Origin of the sequence: Streptomyces sp. NPDC002742, assembly GCF_042888885.1 — a bacterium.
In the GTDB taxonomy this organism is placed as follows: Bacteria; Actinomycetota; Actinomycetes; order Streptomycetales; family Streptomycetaceae; genus Streptomyces.
Map to the genome: position 1 here is coordinate 119,252 of NZ_JBIAQF010000016.1, position 21,810 is coordinate 141,061.

The 21,810-nt window shown below is 70.4% G+C and carries 17 protein-coding genes and 1 pseudogene; 11 read left to right on the top strand and 7 right to left on the bottom strand.

Going from position 1 to position 21,810, the window contains the following annotated elements:
- Positions 1 to 194 precede the first annotated feature (194 nt).
- Both ACFYW8_RS27755 and ACFYW8_RS27760 read left to right on the top strand, forming a co-directional pair.
- Entirely contained in the window at positions 195 to 1,559 is a 1,365-nt protein-coding gene (locus tag ACFYW8_RS27755) for an FAD-dependent oxidoreductase (RefSeq protein WP_389081852.1), read from the top strand.
- A gap of 63 nt (positions 1,560 to 1,622) precedes the next feature.
- A complete protein-coding gene (locus ACFYW8_RS27760) occupies positions 1,623 to 2,150 on the top strand; it encodes a hypothetical protein (RefSeq protein ID WP_261708060.1) in 528 nt (175 codons plus the stop codon).
- Positions 2,151 to 2,188: 38 nt separating this feature from the next.
- Here ACFYW8_RS27760 and ACFYW8_RS27765 read toward each other — a convergent pair whose 3' ends face one another.
- The 3 genes and pseudogenes from ACFYW8_RS27765 to ACFYW8_RS27775 form a co-directional block, all read right to left on the bottom strand.
- Positions 2,189 to 3,340: a serine hydrolase domain-containing protein gene (locus ACFYW8_RS27765; RefSeq protein ID WP_389081859.1), complete on the bottom strand. Its 1,152-nt coding sequence runs from the start codon at positions 3,338 to 3,340 to the stop codon at positions 2,189 to 2,191.
- 289 nt (positions 3,341 to 3,629) lie between these two features.
- Positions 3,630 to 4,313, bottom strand: coding sequence for a glycerophosphodiester phosphodiesterase (locus tag ACFYW8_RS27770; protein ID WP_389081864.1), 684 nt, complete (start codon positions 4,311 to 4,313; stop codon positions 3,630 to 3,632).
- 17 nt (positions 4,314 to 4,330) lie between these two features.
- Positions 4,331 to 5,459: pseudogene (locus tag ACFYW8_RS27775) on the bottom strand (adenosine deaminase).
- Between the two features lie 446 nt (positions 5,460 to 5,905).
- Here ACFYW8_RS27775 and ACFYW8_RS27780 point away from each other — a divergent pair.
- Positions 5,906 to 6,766 (top strand): hypothetical protein, encoded by an 861-nt coding sequence (locus ACFYW8_RS27780; RefSeq protein ID WP_389081869.1) that lies wholly within the window; start codon positions 5,906 to 5,908, stop codon positions 6,764 to 6,766.
- A gap of 66 nt (positions 6,767 to 6,832) precedes the next feature.
- On the opposite strand, the gene ACFYW8_RS27785 is transcribed toward ACFYW8_RS27780, so the two are convergent.
- Together ACFYW8_RS27785 and ACFYW8_RS27790 are read right to left on the bottom strand one after the other, a co-directional pair.
- The gene (locus ACFYW8_RS27785; RefSeq protein ID WP_389082102.1) at positions 6,833 to 8,428 is read right to left on the bottom strand and encodes an MFS transporter; all 1,596 of its coding nucleotides are present in this window, start codon (positions 8,426 to 8,428) and stop codon (positions 6,833 to 6,835) included.
- Positions 8,429 to 8,555: 127 nt separating this feature from the next.
- Positions 8,556 to 9,206 (bottom strand): NADAR family protein, encoded by a 651-nt coding sequence (locus ACFYW8_RS27790; protein ID WP_389081874.1) that lies wholly within the window; start codon positions 9,204 to 9,206, stop codon positions 8,556 to 8,558.
- 178 nt (positions 9,207 to 9,384) lie between these two features.
- Between ACFYW8_RS27790 and ACFYW8_RS27795 the strand changes: the two genes are divergently transcribed.
- From ACFYW8_RS27795 to ACFYW8_RS27830, 8 genes are all read left to right on the top strand, one after another.
- Positions 9,385 to 10,911 carry a gamma-aminobutyraldehyde dehydrogenase gene (locus ACFYW8_RS27795; RefSeq protein ID WP_365873352.1) on the top strand — a complete coding sequence of 509 codons (1,527 nt, stop codon included), beginning with the start codon at positions 9,385 to 9,387 and terminating at the stop codon, positions 10,909 to 10,911.
- A gap of 76 nt (positions 10,912 to 10,987) precedes the next feature.
- The gene (locus ACFYW8_RS27800; protein WP_389081882.1) at positions 10,988 to 12,235 is read left to right on the top strand and encodes a spermidine/putrescine ABC transporter substrate-binding protein; all 1,248 of its coding nucleotides are present in this window, start codon (positions 10,988 to 10,990) and stop codon (positions 12,233 to 12,235) included.
- Positions 12,236 to 12,240: 5 nt separating this feature from the next.
- On the top strand, positions 12,241 to 13,410 hold the full coding sequence (locus ACFYW8_RS27805) for an ABC transporter ATP-binding protein (RefSeq protein ID WP_389082107.1): 1,170 nt from the start codon (positions 12,241 to 12,243) through the stop codon (positions 13,408 to 13,410).
- Positions 13,410 to 14,333 carry an ABC transporter permease gene (locus ACFYW8_RS27810; protein ID WP_389081887.1) on the top strand — a complete coding sequence of 308 codons (924 nt, stop codon included), beginning with the start codon at positions 13,410 to 13,412 and terminating at the stop codon, positions 14,331 to 14,333. Before ACFYW8_RS27805 ends, ACFYW8_RS27810 begins: the two co-directional genes overlap by 1 nt.
- Entirely contained in the window at positions 14,334 to 15,134 is an 801-nt protein-coding gene (locus ACFYW8_RS27815) for an ABC transporter permease (RefSeq protein ID WP_365873358.1), read from the top strand.
- Positions 15,135 to 15,164: 30 nt separating this feature from the next.
- A complete protein-coding gene (locus ACFYW8_RS27820; protein WP_389081894.1) occupies positions 15,165 to 16,592 on the top strand; it encodes an NAD(P)/FAD-dependent oxidoreductase in 1,428 nt (475 codons plus the stop codon).
- Between the two features lie 223 nt (positions 16,593 to 16,815).
- Complete coding sequence (locus tag ACFYW8_RS27825) at positions 16,816 to 17,274, top strand: hypothetical protein (RefSeq protein ID WP_389081900.1); 459 nt, start codon at positions 16,816 to 16,818, stop codon at positions 17,272 to 17,274.
- A gap of 119 nt (positions 17,275 to 17,393) precedes the next feature.
- Complete coding sequence (locus ACFYW8_RS27830; RefSeq protein WP_389081905.1) at positions 17,394 to 19,229, top strand: chitinase; 1,836 nt, start codon at positions 17,394 to 17,396, stop codon at positions 19,227 to 19,229.
- On the opposite strand, the gene ACFYW8_RS27835 is transcribed toward ACFYW8_RS27830, so the two are convergent.
- Positions 19,168 to 19,818, bottom strand: a complete 651-nt coding sequence (locus ACFYW8_RS27835; protein ID WP_389081910.1) for a phosphatase PAP2 family protein — start codon at positions 19,816 to 19,818, stop codon at positions 19,168 to 19,170. The two genes, ACFYW8_RS27830 and ACFYW8_RS27835, sit on opposite strands and share 62 nt — an antisense overlap.
- A gap of 500 nt (positions 19,819 to 20,318) precedes the next feature.
- Complete coding sequence (gene gabT / locus ACFYW8_RS27840) at positions 20,319 to 21,653, bottom strand: 4-aminobutyrate--2-oxoglutarate transaminase (RefSeq protein ID WP_365873370.1); 1,335 nt, start codon at positions 21,651 to 21,653, stop codon at positions 20,319 to 20,321.
- Positions 21,654 to 21,810 lie beyond the last annotated feature (157 nt).

A 21,810-nucleotide genomic window follows, 5' to 3' on the forward strand; every position in this document is an offset into this window, starting at 1 on the left:
GCCGCTTCTGCTCGCCGTGCTCCCGGTAGCCTCCGGCCCCACCGGCCGCACAGGAAGCCCACCCATAAAGCGGCCCTTCAGGACCCATAAGTCAGCCTTATGAGGTCATAGCCCGGACCCGCCTACTGACTTAGGTTTGCCTCAGTTTAGGCTTCCCGTCGAGTCCCCTGCCCCTGCTCGAAGGGAATCTGATCATGCCTCGCCCTCTGCGGGTAGCCATTGTCGGAGCCGGCCCCGCCGGAATCTACGCCGCCGACGCGCTGCTGAAATCCGCAGTGGCCGCCGAGCCCGGTGTCTCCATCGACCTGTTCGAGCGGATGCCGGCCCCGTTCGGTCTCATCCGTTACGGCGTCGCCCCCGATCACCCCCGGATCAAGGGCATCATCACCGCCCTGCACCAGGTGCTCGACAAGCCGCAGATCCGTCTCTTCGGCAACGTCGACTACCCGCGCGACATCAGCCTCGACGATCTGCGCGCCTTCTACGACGCGGTGATCTTCTCCACGGGTGCCACGGCCGACCGGGCCCTCGACATCCCCGGCCTCGACCTCGACGGCTCGTACGGCGCGGCGGACTTCGTCTCCTGGTACGACGGCCACCCGGACGTTCCGCGCACCTGGCCGCTGGAGGCGGAGAAGGTCGCCGTCCTCGGTGTCGGCAATGTCGCGCTGGACGTGGCCCGCATCCTCGCCAAGACCGCGGACGAACTGCTGCCCACCGAGATCCCGCCGAACGTCCACGAGGGGCTCAAGGCCAACAAGGCCCTCGAGGTCCACGTCTTCGGCCGCCGCGGCCCGGCGCAGGCGAAGTTCAGCCCGATGGAGCTGCGCGAGCTGGACCACTCGCCGAACATCGAGGTCATCGTCGACCCCGAGGACATCGACTACGACGAGGGTTCGATCGCCACCCGGCGCGGCAACAAGCAGTCCGACATGGTCGCCAAGACCCTGGAGAACTGGGCGATCCGCGACGCGGGCGACCGCCCGCACAAGCTGTTCCTGCACTTCTTCGAGTCGCCCACCGAGATCCTCGGCGAGAACGGTGAGGTCGTCGGCCTGCGCACCGAGCGCACCGCCCTCGACGGCACCGGGAACGTCAAGGGCACCGGCGAGTTCAAGGACTGGGACGTCACCGCGGTCTACCGCGCCGTGGGCTACCTCTCCGACAGCCTGCCCAAGCTGCCCTGGGACGTCGACTCGGGCACGGTGCCGGACGCGGCCGGCCGCGTGCTGGAGGACTCGGGCGAGCACCTGCGGTCCACGTACGTCACCGGCTGGATCCGGCGCGGTCCCATCGGTCTGATCGGTCACACCAAGGGCGACGCCAACGAGACGGTCGCGAGCCTGCTCGACGACCACGTGAACGGCCGTCTGCACACGCCCGTTTCACCCGACCCGGCGGCCGTCGACGCCTTCCTCGGCGAGCGGGACGTCCGCTTCACCACATGGGACGGCTGGTACCGGCTGGACGCCGCGGAGAAGGCGCTGGGCGAACCGCAGGGCCGTGAGCGCGTGAAGATCGTCGAGCGCGAGGACATGCTGCGGGAAAGCGGCGCCTGAGCCACCGGGCCCTTGGGCAGGGGCGGTTTTGAACACGTTCAAGTCGGGGCGTACGCTCCAGCCATGAGCGACAGAGCCGCCCTGCTCAAGGGCATCCGTGCGTGGCTTGTCTTCTTCGTCGTCAGCCTGGTGCTCAGTGGCGCCACGGCCTTCCCCCTGGTACACGAACTCCACTGGGCCGAGGATCTGTTGAGGTCCCTGTCCGTGCCGGAGCACCTGCCCGTCCTGATGGACTGGATCGTGCGTGTGCGGCACGGCCTCGACACCGCCGACGCCCAATACCCCTTCCTGCTCTACGGAACGGACTGGCTGGCGTTCGCGCATCTGGTGATCGCGGTCGCCTTCTACGGTCCGTACCGCGATCCGGTCCGCAACATCTGGGTCGTCGAGTTCGGGATGATCGCCTGCGCCGGCATCGTCCCGCTGGCCCTGATCTGCGGACCGATCCGCGGAATTCCCTTCTGGTGGACGGTTGTCGACCTGTCCTTCGGGATCCTCGGGGTGATCCCGCTGTACGTCCTCCGGAAGAAGATCAAGCGACTTGAGGCACTCACCCCGGACCGAACGACCGCGTCGGCACTGGCTACTTGACCGCACCGGTACGCGCCGCTCGACCGCTCCGGTACCCGCTACTTGAGCGCCGCCATGGCGATCCGCCGGGCGACCGGGTTCATCGTCTCGCCCTTGGCGTCGGTCGAGCCGACAGAGTAGACGAGGGTGCGGGACAGGTTCCGGGTGGCCGCGACCGCGGTGCTGTAGCCGTACCGGGCGCCCGACTTGAGCCAGTAGACCGTGCCCCCGTACTCGAAGCGCTGGAGTCCGGCGCTCATGTCGGCGCCCTTGATGCCCCGGGGCACGGTGAACATCTCCTCCAACTGCCGCGCCGGGACCAGGTCTCCCCTGAACAGCCGGGTGATCAGGCGTTCCAGGTCCGCCGTCGTGGAGATCATGTCGCCGGCGGCCCAGCGGTCGGCCTGGTTCCAGTCGGTGACGTCCACGAACGCCGTCGTGCCGTCGGGCCGCCGCACCGCCTGGTAGCCGCGGTTGTGCGGCCCGTGGATGTACGGGTCGGTGCCGGGGAAGTACGTGTGGCGCATCCCGGCGGGCCCGAGGATCCGCCGGGCCGCCTCGTGCGCGTACGTGTGGCCGGTCACCTTCTCGATCAGCATGCCGAGGATCGTGTAGTTGATGTTCAGGTAGTCCTGCCGGGTGCCCGGCGCGAACTCCGGTCCCTTCGCCACCGCGGAGGACACGACCTCGCGCGGTGTGAGGGTGTCGAAGCGGTGCGCGTACACGTCCTCGAAGGCGTCGCCGAAGCCGTCACCGGGCTGGATGCCGCTGGTGTGGTTCAGCAACTGCCGTACGGTGACGGGCTCGAAGGCGGGCGGCAGCAGCCCGGGGAGGTACTTCTGCACGGGAGTCCCCAGCCCGACCCTGCCCTCGGCCGCGAGCTGGAGGACGACCGCCGCCGTGACGACCTTCGTGGTGGAACCGGCGCGGAAGCGGGCGTCCGGATCGGCCGCGCGTCCGCTCTCCAGGTCGTGCACCCCGGCGCTGCCGTGCCACGTGCCGTCGCTGCCGCCGACCCGTACGAGCGCCGCCGTCGCGTCCGCGTCCGGGAGTCCGGCCAGCGCGGCGCGCAGCGCGTCGGCGTCGGGTCCGGCGGCCGTCCGCGCCGAAGCCGCGGCGGGGGCGGCGAACGCGGGGGCGCCCAGCGGTCCGGCCGCGAGACCGAGAGCGAGGGCGGCGGCGAGGGCGACTGCCGGGCGGCGTAAGGGCATTGAGTGCTCCTGAGGGCGGTGTGCCGGAAGCGGACACCGCTCATCCTCCGTCCGCGCTCGACCCTCCGGATCCTCACCAGGCAGGGCGTCGCCCCCCGCATCCGGGTCGGGGTCGCCCCTAAGGTACGACCGTGACGACCCCGACCCGTTGCGTGCCTCGCGACCGCCGCGCACGCCCCGCCGCACGCACGCCTCGCCGCAGGCACGATTCCGGTCGCGGCCGCACCGGGCACACCCACCGCATCCGGTCCGTCGTCTGCCGTCTGCCGATGCCGACCGCCGGGCCGGCTCACTCCCCGCGCAGGGCGGTGAGGGCGTCGATGCGGTTGGTCGTGATCGAGTCGACCCCCATGTCGAGCAGCCGGCGCATGGAGCGCCGGGTGTCCGGGGTCCATACGGAGACCAGGTGGCCGTCGCGGTGGACGCGGGCCACGAGGTCCCGGTTCACCAGCGGGAAGCGGTAGTTGAGCCAGTGCGGCCGTACGGCTTCGAGCAGCCCACGGCGCGGCGGCGCGGCGGTCGTCCAGGTCAGCGCGATCTCCGCGGACGGGTCCGCGGCCCGCACCGCGAGCATGGCGGGGGCCGCGGCGCAGTAGTACACCCGCTCCTCGGCGCGGCAGGCCCGCACCACGTCCACGACTTCGCGCGCGACTCCCGCGTCCACCGGTCCGGGCAGGTCGACCATGACCCGGCTGTCGCCGGTCGCCCCCAGTGCCTCCGCGAGGGTCGGCACCCCGCCCGCCGTGAGCCCGCGCACCTCGTCGGCGGAGAGCGCGCGCAGCGGCCGGTCGTGTCCCCACAGACGTTTGAGTGTCGCGTCGTGCAGGAGTACGGGTACGCGGTCGCGGGTCAGCCGTACGTCGATCTCGACGGCGTCCGCGCCCCGTTGGAGCGCGGAACGCAGCGAGTCGATCGTGTTCTCACGGGCGCGGTAGGGGTCGCCGCGATGGGCGACTGCGGTCACGGTGCGCATGGGTTCCTTGTACTGGGTCAGAGCGCGAGCCAGGTCGCGGCGTACGTGTCGATCTCCGCGGCGAGTTCCGCCTTTCCCGCGTCGTCGAGGAACGACGCCCGCACCGCGTTCTTGGCGAGTTCCGCGAGGCCCGACTCGTCGAGGTCGAGGAGCCGGGCGGCGACCGCGTACTCGGTGTTGAGATCGGTGCCGAACATCGGCGGGTCGTCGGAGTTGACGGTGACCGTCACCCCGGCCGCCACGAATTCCTTGACGGGGTGCTCGTCGAGGGTGCGGACCGCGCGGGTGGCGATGTTCGAGGTCGGGCAGACTTCCAGGGCGATGCCTTGCCCGGCGAGATGGGCGAGCAGCTTGGGGTCCCGCGCGGAACTCGTGCCGTGGCCGATGCGCTCGGCGCCGAGGAAGTTGAGCGCGTCCCAGACCGTCTCCGGGCCCGTCGTCTCACCCGCGTGCGGCACCGACCGCAGTCCCGCCGCGCGGGCCCGGTCGAAGTACGGCTTGAACTGCGGCCTCGGAACGCCGACTTCGGGGCCGCCGAGTCCGAAGGAGACGAGCCCCTCCGGTCGCAGCCGGTCGTCGGTCGCGAGCCGCACGGTCTCCTCGGCCGCCTCCAGACCGGCCTCGCCCGGGATGTCGAAGCACCAGCGCAGGACGACACCGAGCTCGGCCTCGGCGGCCTTGCGGGCGTCCTCGATCGCGTCCATGAAGGCGCGCTCGTCGATTCCGCGCCGCGTGGAGGACCACGGTGTGATCGTCAGCTCGGCGTAGCGCACCTGCTGGCGCGCCATGTCCCGGGCGACCTCGTACGTCAGCAGCCGTACGTCCTCGGGCGTGCGGACCAGGTCCACGACGGACAGGTACACCTCGATGAAGTGGCCGAAGTCCGTGAACGTGAAGTAGTCCGCGAGCGCCTCGGGGTCGGTCGGCACCCGGGAGTCGGGGTGGCGGGCGGCGAGGGCGGACACGATGCGCGGGGAGGCGGAGCCGACGTGGTGGACGTGCAGTTCGGCCTTGGGCAGCCCGGCGATGAAGGTGTGCAGGTCGCGGGCGTCGTCGCGGGCGGTGATGTGCTCGGTCAACGGGTTCCTCCCCGGAACGGCGTTCCCCTGACCGTGACAGGGGGACGCGGGTGATCGGCTGATCGATGGCTCGGGGATCATCGTAGGCGGCCCCCGCCCGGCGGGCCCGGTGTGTCCGGCACGGGCCGTCGTACGACGGAGATCCCCAGGAGCCGTACGGGCCGTAGCATGACGGAACGTACGAGAGAGGGGACCTCGCACATGTCCGACGACGCCCAGAGGCCGACAGCCCCACGCGACACGGGCGCGTGGACTCCGCCGGACGAGGCGAACCCGTGGACCGCGCCGGGCGGTGCGGACCCGGCGCCCGCGCGGACCGGGTCACCCGTGCCGGGCGCCGCGCCGGATCCCGGTCCGGGTGCCGCTCCGACGGACGCGATACCCGAATCGGACCGCATATCCGCGCCCGGCGCGGACCACGCGGCACCTGCGTCGGACAGTGACCGGTACGACGGTCGGGACGGCGGTCGGGACGGCGGTCCGGGTTCCGGGCCCGATGCGAGTGCGCGGTGGGTGGACAGCGCGTTCGGTGACGGACCGGCGTACCCGGCACCCGTGGTGGGCGGTGTGCCCGGTGACGGGCCGAAGGCCTCCGTTCCCGCGCAGGGCACCGCACCCTTCGCCGCCCCTGTCCCCGGCACCCAGGTCTCTCTCGGAAAGCCTGCCGTCGACCGGGAACCCGAGTTCAACCCCTGGGCGCCGCCCGAGGAGATCGCCTCGCCCGGGCAGACGGTGCGCGGGAGTGCCACGCCTCCTCCGGTGTACGGCCTGCCGACCATCACCTCGCTGCCCGGCGCACCCGCCCCACCCGGCGCATCGGTCCCGCCCGGACCGGGAACCCCAGGCGGTCCCTCCTGGGGCAACCCCTTCGCACCGCCGGCGGCACGCGGCCCGTACCCGCAGCCCGTTCCCGGCGAGCCCGTCCCTCCGCCGCCGATCGCCCCCGGCGGCCCCGGCCTCCCGTACGGCTACGGCTTCCCGCAGTACCCCGGCGCTCCCGCGGGTGCCCCCTATCCGGGCGTACAGGGATACGGCTGGCCACTGATGCGCCCCATGCCGAGCAACGGCATGGGGACCGCCGGGCTCGTGCTGGGCATCATCGCGGCGATCCTGTTCGTCCTGTGGCCGTTGTCGATCGTGCTGGGCGTCCTCGCCGTGATCTTCGGCCTGATCGGCCGGGCCAAGGCCCGCCGCGGCGAGGCCACGAACCCCGGGCAGGCACTGGCCGGGGTCATCTGCGGAGCCGTCGGACTCGTTCTCGCCGTCGGCGTGTTCGTCCTGATCATCGTGTTCGCTTCCGACGGCGACGGCGACGGCAGCGGTGACGCGGGTGGCGACGACGGCTTCAGCACGTCCCTGGTGACACAGCGGTGAGGGCCGTGTGACCCACCGGTGACGGGCCGCGTCGGGCCCGTCCCGTGGACCGGCCCGGCGGCGCTGTCAGCCGGCCGGCGGGGGTTCCTCCGGTTCCGTCGTCCCCCCTCGGCCGCCGGGGTGGCGCAGGGCGCACAGGAACCCGACGGCGAGTGCGATCGCCATGCCGTAGAAGACCCGCTGGTTGGCCTCGGCGAAGTCCGTCCGCACGCTGCTCATCACCTCCCGCATGGTCGACGCGGTGACGCCGGTGCCCGTCGGCTGCCGTGCGTCGGAGTTGCCCGTGACCGCCTGGGCGATGTCGTCGGCCACGCTGTGGGCCTCGGTCGACGACAGGCCGTGGGACCGGAGCGTCGATACGACCTTGTCCGTCATCGTGTGTGTCAGGACGGTCCCGAAGACGGCGAGCCCGACACTCGCCGCGTAGTTGCGGACGGTCTGGGTGATGCCGGTGACCTCGCCGTAGGAGGCTCCGATGGACCGGTTGACGGCGTCGGTGGACGCGGGCGCCAGGATGAAGCCGATCCCTGCTCCCGCGAGGGCGACGTACGGCCACTGGTCGTGCATGGACAGGTCGGTCAGCTTGCCGGCCCAGAGGTAGAACCCGACCGCGCCCAGGGCGGTGCCGATCTTCAGGGCCGGCCGCGGGCCCTGCCTGTCCAGCATGCGGCCGCCCCACTGGGAGGCGATCGCGAAGCCCGCGAAGAAGTACAGAAGGTAGAGCGCGGCCTGGTCGGGCGAGGCGCTGAGGGAGACCTGCGCGTACACCGAGGCGAAGAAGAACACCGGGACGAAGGCCAGCATGGCGAAGAAGAGCACCAGCGAGTCCACGGTGAACGCCCTGTCCTGGAAGACCGCCAGGTTGACCAGAGGGTGGCGCCGGTCCCGCTCGTAGCGCCAGAAGAGGATCAGGACGACGAGGCCGCCCGCGATGCAGCCCCAGGTCGCCACGCTGTCCCAGCCCCAGGACGCGGCCTGCTGGAATCCGAGCACGCTCAGGCCCATGCCGACCGCGATGAGCACGGCGCCGACGCCGTCCAGGGACTCGTCGCGCCGCCTGTCGGGGATGTGCGCCAGCACGGTCAGGACGAGCGCCACGACGGCGACGGGCACGTTGACCCAGAAGATCGCCCGCCAGGTCCATGCCGTGAGCCAGCCGCCCAGCAGCGGGCCGATGGCCGTCAGCGCTCCTGACAGTCCGAAGAACAGCGCCAGGGCCCGGCCGCGCCGCCGCACCGGGAACACGGCCACGACGACGGCGAGGGCCGCGGGGAAGAGGAGAGCGGCCCCCAGCCCCTGCGTCGCCCTGAAGACGATCAGCCAGGTCTGGGCGAGGTCTCCCTCGGGCACACAGCCGCACAGCACCGACGAGATGACGAACACCAGGGTGCCCACGACGACGACACGGCGTGGCCCGAGCAGGTCGGCCAGCCGCCCGCCCAGGGCGAAGAACGCGGCCAGCGACAGCAGGTAGGCGTTCACCACCCACTGCATCCCGGACGCTGAGAGCCCCAGCTCGCGGACGATGTCCGGCGCCGCGATGGAGACGATCGTCTGGTCGATGAACGTCATCGCCACCGCGAAGAGCATCGCCGCCAGGGCCAGTGACTGGCGCGGCGTGCGGGGTGCGGTGGGCGCGATGTCGTTCTGCTCTGCGTACATGCCACTCACACGGACAGTTTTGGCCGGTCGGGACACCACCGCATCCGGGGACCGCCACCCACGGGGCCGCCGCCCCGGCAACCGCGGACCGCCACCCGCCCCTGGCGGCGGGGCCTCCGGCCGATCGCTAGGAGCCCGCCTCCGTGGGCGCGTCCGCCGCGCGCAGCCGCTCGCGTGCCTCCATCAGAGCGAAGCCCAGCAGGTTCTCGCCCCGCCAGCGGCGGGGGTCGAAGGCGCCCTCGTCGTTCGCGGCGAGGCCGATGCCCCAGACCCGGTCCGTCGGACTCGCCTCGACCAGTACCCTCCCCCAGCCTTCGGCCGGGGGGACCCCCATCTCGCTTCGCTCGCCCGTGCCCAGCAGGAACGCCCGCAGGCCGGGGTGGGCGGAGAACTTGTGGACGCTGCCCTCGACGACGATCTCGAACCGCTCGCGCTCCCACAGGGAGTCGTCGAAGCCTCGCACCAGCCGGCCCGCCTTCTTGGCCAGGGCGGGGTTCGGCGCCTCGATCGCCTGCCGCTCGGCCTCGGCGTCGCCGAAGAGGCGTGCCTTGGACGCCATCATCCAGTGCTCCGCTGTCGCGTATTCGACTCCTTCGACCACGAAGGGTGACGGCCACCACTGGCTGAGACAGCTCGACCCCACCTGGCCGTCGGCCCTCGGGCGGTGCCCCCAGAAGTGCAGGTACTTCACCCGCGCCCCTGACTCCACCGCACTGACCAGTGCTTCCCGCGACTCGATCTTCCCCATGCACGCCACTGTGGCACGCACCACTGACATACCGTCCCGCCTTTTCCGGGGGGACTCGACACCTGGTCGAAGGATTCCGTCGCGTAACCAAAAGGCAACAACGGAATCACTTGTTGGAGTCCCTTTGCTCTGTCAGGATCGGCACTCAAATCGAGCTGGAGCTACGCCGACCCCCGTCTCGACGGGGAGGACGGCGGAGGAGAGCGACATGCACAATCCGGGCCATCGCTTCCAGGCGCAGGACCGTCTCGCGGACGGCGCGCAGTACATCGGAGGGCGTCTCGCCAAGGGCACCTCCGGTCGTACGCACGCTGTCGTGAACCCCGCCACGGGCGAGGAGGTCTACACGTACGAGCTGGCGAGCACCGCCGACGTGGACGCGGCCGTCGCGGCCGCCCGCGCGGCGTTCCCCGGCTGGGCGGGCACCACCCCCGGGGAGCGTTCCGACGCGCTGCACCGCTTCGCCGCCGTACTCGCCGAGCGTGCCGAGGAGTTCGCCCAGGCCGAGTCGCTGCAGTGCGGAAAGCCCCTCAAGCTGACCCGCGAGTTCGACGTGCCGGGAACCATCGACAACACCGCGTTCTTCGCGGGCGCCGCCCGGCATCTGCAGGGCCAGTCGGCCGGTGAGTACTCCGGCGACCACACCTCCTACGTACGCCGCGAACCCATCGGCGTCGTCGGCTCCGTCGCGCCCTGGAACTACCCGCTCCAGATGGCCGCCTGGAAGATCCTCCCGGCGATCGCGGCCGGCAACACGATCGTGCTGAAGCCCGCCGAACTGACCCCGCTCACCTCCCTGCTGTTCGCCGAGGCGGCCACCCACGCGGGCATCCCGGACGGGGTCATCAACATCGTCACGGGTCTGGGCAAGGAGGCCGGTGAGCATCTCGTCGGGCACCCCGACGTCGCCATGACCTCCTTCACCGGGTCGACCGCCGTCGGCAGGCGCGTCGCCGAGATCGCCACCTCGACCGTCAAGCGCCTCCACCTGGAACTCGGCGGCAAGGCCCCCTTCCTCGTCTTCGACGACGCGGACCTGGAGGCCGCCGTGCACGGCGCGGTCGCCGGTTCGCTCATCAACACGGGCCAGGACTGCACGGCCGCCACGCGCGCGTACGTGCAACGGCCTCTCTACGAAGCGTTCGTGGAGCGCACCGGCGCCCTGATGGCGAGCGTCCGGGTGGGCGATCCCTTCGCGTCGGACACCGACCTCGGCCCGCTGATCTCGCACGCCCAGCGCGACCGTGTCGCCGGATTCGTCGACCGGGCCCGCGGCTACGCGCGCGTGGTCACCGGCGGAGAGGCCCCACAGGGAGAGCTCAAGAGCGGCGCGTACTACGCGCCCACGCTCGTCGCCGACGCCGGGCAGGACAGCGAGATCGTGCAGGCCGAGATCTTCGGCCCGGTCCTCGTGGTGCTCCCCTTCGACACCGACGACGAGGGCATCGCGCTGGCCAACGACACACCGTACGGACTCGCGGCCTCCGCCTGGACCCGCGACGTCTACCGCGCGAACCGCGCGACCCGCGAGATCAAGGCCGGCTGCGTCTGGGTCAACGATCACATTCCGATCATCAGCGAGATGCCGCACGGCGGTTACAAGGCGTCCGGCTTCGGCAAGGACATGTCCGCCTACTCCTTCGAGGAGTACACGCAGGTCAAGCACGTCATGTTCGACAACACCGCGGTCGCCAGGAAGGACTGGCACCGCACGGTCTTCGGGGACCGGCCGTAGCCGACCGACCGGCTACGGCCCTGTGGCAGACCAGGCCGCGACCACGGCCGCGACCCTTCCGAAAGGGCATCAGAGCATGGAGCAGTACGAGCCCGAACGCCTGTCCCCGGTGCAACTGGCCGCCCTGCGGCGCAGCTTCCGGAACGGCAGGGCGTCCCTCACCCGCCGGTCACTGCTGCGCGCCTCGGCGGGCGGCGCGCTGGCCGTCGGCGGTCTCGGGGCGCTGAGCGCCTGCGGGATCCCCGCGGCGGGCAGGACCCAGGGCGGCACGTCCGCCCAGGACCACTCGGCCACGGAGAAGACCCTCAACTTCTCCAACTGGACCGAGTACATCGACCTCGACGACAGCGGCAAGCACCATCCGACGCTGGACACCTTCCGCAAGCGGACGGGAATCTCGGTGAAGTACACCGAGGACATCAACGACAACAACGAGTTCTTCGCCAAGATCAAGCCGCAGCTCGCCGCCGGCCAGGACACCGGCCGCGACCTGATGGTCCTCACCGACTGGCTGGCCGCGCGCGTGATCCGCCTGGGCTGGGTGCAGAAACTCGACCCGTCCAACCTGCCGCACGCCTACACCAACCTGTCGTCACAGTTCCGCAACCCCGACTGGGACCCGGGACGCGCCTACTCGTACCCGTGGCAGGGCATCCCCACCATCGTCGCCTTCAACAAGAAGGCGCTCGACGGGATCGAGGTGAAGTCGGTCTCCGACCTCCTCGACAACCCGAAGCTGAAGGGCCGCGTCTCGTTCCTGTCCGAGATGCGCGACACCATGGGCATGACCCTGCTCGACATGGGCAAGGACCCGGCGAAGTTCACCGACGACGACTTCGACGCGGCGATCGCCCGGCTCCAGAAGGCCGTCGACAAGGGCCAGATCCGCCGCTTCACGGGCAACGACTACACGTCCGACCTCACCAAGGGCGACATCGCGGCCTGTGTCGCCTGGGCCGGCGACATCGTCCAGCTCAAGAACGACAGCCCGGACGTCGACTTCGTCATACCCGACAGCGGCTACCTGACGTCGACCGACAACCTGCTGGTCCCCAACAAGGCGCGTCACAAGACGAACGCCGAGCGGCTGATCGACTTCTACTACGAGCCTCAGCAGGCCGCCGAGCTCGCCGCGTACATCAACTACGCGACGCCGGTCGAAGGCGTGAAGCCCTACCTTGCCAAGATCGACCAGGACGCGGCGAACAACCCGCTGATCGTCCCCGACAAGGCCATGCAGGCCAGGTCCCACTCCTTCCGCGCGCTGAGCCAGAAGGAAGAGACCGCCTACGAAGAGAAGTTCGCGAAGCTCACAGGGGCGTGACGATGATGACGACAGAGAACAGCGGCGACGTACGCCTCACCGGGATCAGCAAGACCTACGGCTCCTTCACCGCCGTGCAACCGCTCGACCTGACCGTGCCAGAGGGCTCCTTCTTCGCCCTGCTCGGCGCCTCGGGCTGCGGCAAGACCACCACCCTGCGCATGATCGCCGGTCTGGAGGAACCTTCCTCCGGCACCGTGCACCTCGGCGACCAGGAGGTGACGCACCTGCCGCCGTACAAGCGGCCGGTGAACACCGTCTTCCAGTCGTACGCCCTCTTCCCGCACCTGGACATCTTCGAGAACGTCGCCTTCGGCCTGCGCCGGCGCGGCATCAAGTCGGTGAAGAAGCAGGTCGAGGACATGCTCGACCTCGTCCAGCTCGGCGAGCAGGCGCGCAAGAAGCCGCACCAGCTCTCCGGCGGCCAGCAGCAGCGCGTCGCGGTCGCCCGTGCGCTGATCAACCACCCCAAGGTGCTGCTCCTGGACGAGCCCCTCGGCGCCCTCGACCTCAAGCTGCGCCGCCAGATGCAGCTGGAGCTCAAGCGGATCCAGACCGAGGTCGGCATCACCTTCGTCCATGTCACGCACGACCAGGAAGAGGCCATGACCATGGCCGACACCGTCGCCGTCATGAACGCGGGCCGCGTCGAGCAGCTCGGCGCGCCCGCCGACCTCTACGAGAACCCGAACACCACCTTCGTCGCCAACTTCCTCGGCACCTCCAACCTCATCGAGGCCGAGGTCGACTCCCGCAGTGGCGGCGACATCGTGCTCAAGGCGGGCGGCGGCAAGCTGGTGCTCCCCGAGGCGCGCTGTTCCGCGACCGCCACGACCGGCGGCAAGGTCCTGGTCGGGGTCCGCCCGGAGAAGATCTCCCTCACGCACGCCGACGACGCGGGCGAGATACCCGCCGGCCGCAACCGGATCACCGGCAAGATCGCCGACTCCAGCTTCATCGGCGTCTCCACGCAGTACGTCATCGACAGCGCCGTCTGCCCCGAGTTCGAGGTCTACGCCCAGAACATCGACCGGGACTCCCGGCTCGTCCCCGGCGCGGACGTCGTCCTGCACTGGAGCCCGGCGCACACCTTCGGCCTCGACGCCGCCCAGTCCCTGCTTGCCGGGACAGCGGGCTCCGCGGGTGTCGACACGGCCGAGGAGGAGGCCGCCTGATGGCCGTCGTCACCGAGGCGCCACCCGTGACGCCGATCCCCGAGAAGAAGCCGCCGCGCAAGCGCGGCAAGTGGACTCCGTACTGGCTGCTGCTGCCCGGCCTGCTCTGGCTGGTCGTCTTCTTCGCGCTGCCGATGATCTACCAGGCCTCCACGTCCGTGCAGACGGGCTCCCTGGAGGAGGGCTACAAGGTCACCTGGCACTTCGCGACCTACTGGGACTCGCTCGCCGAGTACTGGCCGCAGTTCCTGCGCTCGGTCTCCTACGCGGCCGCCGCCACGGTCCTGTGCCTGCTGCTCGGCTACCCGCTGGCCTATCTGATCGCCTTCCGCGCGGGCCGCTGGCGCAACCTGATCATGATCCTGGTGATCGCGCCCTTCTTCACCAGCTTCCTGATCCGCACCCTGGCCTGGAAGACGATCCTCGCCGACGGCGGCCCGGTCGTGCACGCGCTGAACTCGTTGCACGTCCTGAGCGTCACGGACTGGCTCGGCTGGACCGCGGGCGACCGCGTCCTCGCGACACCACTGGCCGTGGTGTGCGGTCTGACGTACAACTTCCTGCCGTTCATGATCCTGCCGCTCTACACCTCGCTGGAGCGGATCGACGGCCGGCTCCACGAGGCCGCGGGCGACCTGTACGCCAGGCCCTGGACGACCTTCCGCAAGGTCACCTTCCCGCTGTCGATGCCGGGCGTGGTCTCCGGAACGCTGCTGACCTTCATCCCGGCGGCCGGCGACTACGTCAACGCCGAACTCCTCGGTTCGACCGACACCCGCATGATCGGCAACGTCATCCAGACCCAGTTCCTGAGGATCCTGGACTATCCGACGGCTGCCGCGCTCTCCTTCATTCTCATGGCCGCGATTCTCCTCATGGTCACGGTCTACATCCGCCGGTCCGGGACGGAGGATCTGGTCTAAATGCCCTTCGTCAACTGGCTCAAGCGCCATCTCGTCGTCATCGCGGGACTGCTGACGCTGTCCTATCTGCTGCTGCCCAACGTCGTCGTCACCGTGTTCTCCTTCAACAAACCGAAGGGGCGCTTCAATTACGAGTGGCAGCAGTTCTCCACGGACGCCTGGAAGGACCCGTGCGGCGTCGCCGACATGTGCGGCTCGCTCGGGCTCAGCCTCCAGATCGCCGTCTGGGCGACGATCGGGGCCACCGCCCTCGGCACGATGATCGCCTTCGCGCTCGTCCGCTACCGCTTCCGCGCACGCGGCGCCGTGAACTCGCTGATCTTCCTGCCGATGGCGATGCCCGAGGTCGTCATGGCCGCCTCGCTGCTCACCCTGTTCCTCAACATGGGCGCCCAGCTGGGCTTCTGGACGATCCTGATCGCCCACATCATGTTCTGCCTCAGCTTCGTCGTCACGGCCGTGAAGGCCCGTGTCATGTCGATGGACCCGCGGCTGGAACAGGCCGCCCAGGACCTCTACGCCGGCCCGGCGCAGACGTTCCTGCGGGTCACCCTGCCCATCGCGGCCCCCGGAATCGCCGCGGGCGCGCTGCTCGCCTTCGCGCTCTCCTTCGACGATTTCATCATCACCAATTTCAACGCGGGCTCCACCGTCACGTTCCCCATGTTCGTCTGGGGTTCGGCACAGCGCGGAACACCCGTTCAGATCAATGTCATCGGTACGGCCATGTTCCTCGTCGCCGTACTCCTCGTCCTGGCCGGAATGGTCCTGGGCAATCGCCGGAACAGGCAAAAGGCATAACGCTCGTCACCCTTGTAGGGAGTTGAAATCATGGCCCCAAGCGCCATGACCAGTGGTAATCAGTGGACGAAATCCCTTTCCGACGCCCAGCCGGTCCCGTACTGGCTGGACGACCCCGGCAGACCCCGCCCCGAGCCCGCGCTCACCGGCGCCGAGACCTGCGACCTGCTCGTCGTGGGCGGCGGCTACAGCGGACTGTGGACCGCTCTGATCGCCAAGGAGCGCGATCCCGGGCGGGATGTCGTCCTGGTGGAGGGCCGCGAGGTGGGCTGGGCCGCCTCGGGCCGCAACGGCGGCTTCTGTGCCGCGTCCCTCACCCATGGTCTGTCCAACGGGCTCACCCGCTGGCCGGACGAGATCGGGAAGCTGGAGAAGCTGGGCGCCCGCAACCTCGACGAGATCGAGGCGGCCGTCGCCCGCTACTCCCTCGACTGCGACTTCGAGCGCAGCGGCGAGATCGACGTCGCCACCGAGCCGCACCAGGCGGCCGAACTGCGCGACTGGCACCAGGAGCTGGAGCGCGCGGGCCTCGCCGAGGGCATCGAGTTCCTCGACACCGAGGCCGTACGGGAGCAGGTCGACTCCCCGACCTTCCTGGCCGGGCTGCACGACCGTCGCGGTGTCGCGATGCTCCACCCGGCCAAGCTGGCCTGGGGTCTGAAGCGGGCGTGCGTGGAGCTCGGGGTGCGGGTGTACGAGCACACGCCCGCCCTCACCCTGAAGCCGTCCGGCGCCGGCATGGCCGTCCGCACGCCCTACGGCTCGGTCCGGGCCCGCCGGGTCGCCCTCGGCACCAACATCTTCCCGAACCTGGTCAAGCGCGTCCGCTCGTACACCGTCCCGGTCTACGACTACGCGCTGATGACCGAGCCGCTCACCGCCGACCAGCTGGCGTCCATCGGCTGGAAGAACCGGCAGGGCCTCGGCGACTCGGCCAACCAGTTCCACTACTTCCGGCTGTCCGCCGACAACCGGATCCTGTGGGGCGGCTACGACGCGATCTACCCCTACGGCGGCCGGATGAACGCCGAGCACGACGACCGCCCCGAGACGTACGCGAAGCTCGCCGGGCACTTCTTCACGTGCTTCCCGCAGTTGGAGGGCGTCCGCTTCTCGCACGCCTGGGGCGGCGCGATCGACACCTGCTCCCGGTTCTCGGCGTTCTTCGGCAGCGCCCACCAGGGCAAGGTCGCGTACGCGGCCGGCTACACGGGCCTCGGTGTGGGCGCCACCCGGTTCGGGGCGGAGGTGATGCTCGACCTGCTGGCGGGGGAGCGCACCGAACGCACCGAACTGGAGATGGTCCGCAGGAAGCCGCTGCCGTTCCCGCCCGAGCCGTTCGCCTGGACCGGCATCGCGCTCACCAAGTGGTCGCTGGCGCGGGCGGACACGCACGGCGGCCGGCGCAACCTGTGGCTGAAGACGATGGACAAGCTGGGCCTCGGCTTCGACAGCTGAGGGCGAGGGCCCCGCAGGCGATCCACCGGCGCGCGTGACCGGACGTACTCCACCCGCGCCCGCCCGCCCTAGGTCGGCCGGGCGTACTCCACCGGCGCACGCCCTACGTCGGCCGGGCGCCTTTATTCGTGTCAACTCGTGGCCGGAACCCGCGTAATGACCGGCCCTGACCTCCCTCTCCTCTGTGACGCGCACAGCGTCGACACGAGAGGGAGGTTCCGTCATGACAGGGCCCAAGGCGGCGGTCGAGTGGCTGACATCCGTGGCTCCGGATCCCGAGGCCTGCCGCTGGGAGTGGGAGCGCAATCCCCGCGGGATCGCGCTGCTGCCCGCGGGAAGGGCCTGGGACGTCCTCATTCTGCCGGCCGGGCTCGGCTATCCGACCCTCGACGTGCTGACCCGGGTGATCGACCAGCCCGGACCGGTGCTCGTCGACTTCGGCGACGCCCGGATGGGCTTCTTCGTGCCGACGGGCACCGCGGCCCGATGGCTCGGCACGGGGGTGCGCACGGCGGGCCACGGCACCTGGATCGTGGTGCCGTACCCCGGGCGGTCTACCGGCGGTATCCGCTGGCTGGTCCCGCCGGACGGCTCGGGCACGCTCACCGACCCGGCACTGCTCGAACTGGCCATGCACGAGGCCGCGGCGAGCCTCGCCGGGAACGAGGACAGGCGGCGGTGAGGACCCCGGCCCGGCGACCGGCCGAACTCCGTTGCCTGCCGGAGGACTTGACAACCGAATTGGTCTGGACCAAGTTGGGCGCGCCCCATCCTCCAACTCCCCCATGCCCGGAGGCAGTCGTGGACCCCATCAGACACAACAGACCGTTCGCGCGCGGTCGCCGAAGGCTGCTCGCCGTGTGTACGGCCACCGTCCTGGCCGTACCCGGCCTGGTCGCGCTCTCGTCCGCCGCCCGTGCGGCCGACGCGGACCTCGCCAGGAACGGCGGATTCGAGTCGGGTCTGGCCGGCTGGACCTGCACGGCGGCGAGCACCGTCAATTCGCCTGTGCGGAGCGGTGGTTCGGCTCTGATGGCGACCCCGGCCGGCAGCGACTACGCACAGTGCTCGCAGACCGTGACCGTGAAGCCCGACGCGCAGTACACCCTCTCCGGCTACGTCCGCGGCAGTTACGTCTACCTCGGCGCGACCGGCACCGGCACGACCGACGTCAGTACCTGGACCCCGTCCGCCGCCGACTGGCAGCAGCTGAGCACCACCTTCCGCACCGGCGCCGCCACCACCCAGGTCACGATCTACACGCACGGCTGGTACGGCACCGGCACCTACTACGCCGACGACGTCTCGCTGACCGGCCCCGGGGTCGACGCCGGGCAGCCGCCGGCCGCGCCCACCGGACTGACGGTCGGCACGGTCACCTCCTCGGCGGTCGCCCTGTCCTGGACGGCGGTCACCGGTGCGACCGGCTACTCCGTGTACCGCGACGGAGTGAAGGTCCAGACGGCCACCGGCACCTCGGCGACCGTGAGCGGTCTGTCGGCCTCGACCGCGTACTCCTTCCAGGTCGCGGCGACGAACGCCGCGGGCGAGTCGGCGAAGTCGGCCACGGTCACCGCGACCACCTCGGCGGGCTCCGGCGGGGGCGGCGGAGGCTCCTCCGACCTGCCCACCCACGCCCTCGTCGGCTACCTCCACGCGAGTTTCGCCAACGGCGCCGGCTACACGCGCATGGCCGACGTGCCCGACAGCTGGGACGTCATCGACCTGGCCTTCGGCGAGCCGACCTCCGCCACCTCGGGTGACATCCGCTTCAACCGCTGCCCGGTCACCGAGTGCCCCACGGTGGAGAGCGACGCCGACTTCAAGGCCGCGATCAAGGCCAAGCAGGCGGCCGGCAAAAAGGTGCTGATCTCGATCGGCGGCCAGAACGGCCAGGTCCAGCTCACCACCACGGCCGCCCGCGACACGTTCGTCTCCTCGGTCTCGAAGATCATCGACACCTACGGCCTGGACGGCCTGGACATCGATTTCGAGGGCCACTCGCTCTCCCTGGACGCGAGCGACACGAACTTCAAGAGCCCGACCACCCCGGTGATCGTCAACCTCATCTCGGCCCTGAAGACCCTGAAGGCCAAGTACGGCTCGAAGTTCGTCCTGAGCATGGCCCCGGAGACGTTCTTCGTCCAGCTCGGGTACCAGTACTACGGGACCGGCAAGTGGGGCGGACAGGACCCCCGCGCCGGCGCCTACCTCCCGGTGATCCACGCCCTGCGCGACGACCTGACCCTCCTGCACGTCCAGGACTACAACTCCGGCTCGGTCATGGGCCTCGACAACCAGTACCACTCCATGGGCGGCGCCGACTTTCACATCGCGATGACCGACATGCTCCTGACCGGCTTCCCGGTCGCGGGCGACGTGAACAACGTCTTCCCGCCGCTGCGCCCCGACCAGATAGCCATCGGCATGCCCGCCACCACCAACGCCGGCAACGGCTACGTGGCCCCGGCCGAGGTCACCAAGACGCTCGACTGCCTCACGAAGAAGACCAACTGCGGCTCGTACGCGACCCACGGCACCTGGCCGGGCCTGCGCGGCCTGATGACCTGGTCGGTCAACTGGGACCGCTTCGGAGGCTGGGAGTTCTCGCGGAACTTCGACGCGTACTTCGGCTGACGAGGAGCCACAGGCAGGACAGCAGGACGGCGCAGAGGCACCAACTGGCCACCACGTCCAGTGGCCAGTGGTAGCCGCGCCGGACCAGGCCGAACGCCACGCCCGTGTTCAGGGCCGCACACACGCACAGCAGTGCGCCACGGGCGCCCGCGGTGCGGAGCAGCGGGAGGAGGAGCACGGTCGCCGCGCCGTACGCGACGGCGGCGGTGGCGGTGTGGCCCGAGGGATAGAAGCCGGTGCCGGGTCCCATGACCGGGGGGCCCGGCCGGGAGACGAGTTCCTTCAAGGGCACGATCACCGCGGGCACGAGGGCCATCAGGACCGCGGCGGCGGCCGGGGGCAGCCACCATCGGTACAGACCGGTGGCGCGGCCCCGCAGGGCGACGTGGACCAGCGCCAGCGCGAGGACCGGAACCGCCACCTGGACGCTGCCCAGGTCGGCGAGCAGCTCGGAGAACCGGCTCGGGTGGACGAGGGCGCCGCTCAGCCCCTCGTCCAGGCCCACGAGCGGGCCGCCCGCCACGACCTGCCAGGTGATGAACACGAAGCAGAGGGCGGGCAGGCCGAACAGGAGGGGCGTGCGGGGCATGGGGACAGCCTGCCATTGCCGGACGCCGGCGCGGCACCACCCTCCTGCGGCATCGGGCTGAAGAACGGGCCCGGCGGAGGGAGGGGAAGGAAGAAGGAGGGTCGGCCGCCCCGGAACAAGGGGGGGGTGGTTCCGAGGCGGCCGTCCGGACCGGATACCGCGCGCCCCGGGGGGTTTGGGGCGGGCGGCCGTCCGATCGGTGAGGAGAACCGGAGCCGCAAGCTCCGGGTGTGTGCGCGAGGGCACGACCAGGGCGAAGCCGGGGAAGCCTCGGCCCGGTACAGCCCGCAGTCCCCTGCGGGCGGGTGTATCCCTGATCCGCTTAGAACCTACGGCAGGGGGTGCGGCTCCGACAGGCGGATCCGCGTCCCGCCATGTACCTCGCACACCTTCTTCACACGCCCCCACGGGAACGCCGCAGCACCGAAACCCCGGCGGAATCCGCGTGGGCGGGTCCGGGGTTCCGGTGCTGCGGTGGTGCTGCGGGGGCGTCCGCGTCGTCAGATGCGCGAGAAGGCCTGCTCGATGATGTCGAGGCCCTCGTTCAGGAGGTCCTCGCCGATGACCAGCGGCGGCAGGAAGCGGAGGACGTTGCCGTAGGTGCCACAGGTCAGGACCAGCAGGCCCTCCTGGTGGCAGGCCTTGGCGAGCGCGCCGGCCGCCTCCGGGTTCGGCTCCTTGGTGGCGGGGTCCTTGACCAGCTCGATGGCGATCATGGCGCCACGCCCGCGGACCTCGCCGATGATGTCGAACTTCTCGGCCATGGCGCCGAGGCGGGTCTTCATGACCGACTCGATGTGCTTCGCCTTGGCGTTGAGGTCGAGCTCCTTCATCGTCTCGATCGCGCCGAGCGCACCGGCGCAGGCCACCGGGTTGCCGCCGTAGGTGCCGCCCAGGCCACCGGAGTGCGCGGCGTCCATGATCTCGGCGCGGCCCGTCACGGCGGCGAGCGGCAGACCGCCCGCGATGCCCTTGGCGGTGGTGATCAGGTCCGGGACGATGCCCTCGTCCTCGCAGGCGAACCACTGGCCGGTGCGGCAGAAGCCGGACTGGATCTCGTCCGCGACGAAGACGATGCCGTTGTCCTTGGCGAACTGGCTGATGGCCGGCAGGAAGCCCTTCGCGGGCTCGATGAAGCCGCCCTCGCCGAGCAGCGGCTCGATGATGATCGCGGCGACGTTGTCGGCCCCGATCTGCTTGTTGATCATGTCGATGGCCTGGGCGGACGCCTCGGCACCGGCGTTCTGCGGGCCCGTCAGCCAGCGGTAGCCGTAGGCCACCGGCACGCGGTAGACCTCGGGCGCGAACGGGCCGAAGCCGTTCTTGTACGGCATGTTCTTGGCGGTCAGCGCCATCGTGAGGTTCGTACGGCCGTGGTAACCGTGGTCGAAGACGACGACGGCCTGGCGCTTGGTGTACGCGCGGGCGATCTTGACCGCGTTCTCGACGGCCTCGGCGCCCGAGTTGAACAGCGCGGACTTCTTGGCGTGATCGCCCGGGGTCAGCTCGGCGAGCGCCTCGGCGACGGCGACGTAGCCCTCGTACGGCGTGACCATGAAACAGGTGTGGGTGAAGTCCTGGAGCTGGGCGGAGGCCCGGCGTACGACGGCCTCGGCGCTGGCGCCGACCGACGTCACGGCGATGCCGGAGCCGAAGTCGATGAGGCGGTTGCCGTCGACGTCCTCGATGATCCCGCCGCCGGCGCGCGTGGTGAAGACAGGGAGCACCGACCCCACACCGGCCGCGACCACGGCGGTGCGCCGGGCCTGCAGCTCCTGCGACTTCGGGCCGGGGATGGCGGTGACGACGCGGCGCTCCTGCGGAAGTGCGGTCATGGGGGGCTCCCTGATGATCTTGCGAATCGGACGGTCCCCGGCGAACGCGGGGCGGTCCGGGCGGGGGGTTTCGGACGCTTGCCTTCTTTTCTCGCAGGCTAGGGCGGGGGAGGGGAGGCTGGCATGCTCCATGTGGGTGTTTTCGGCAGCCGCGTTT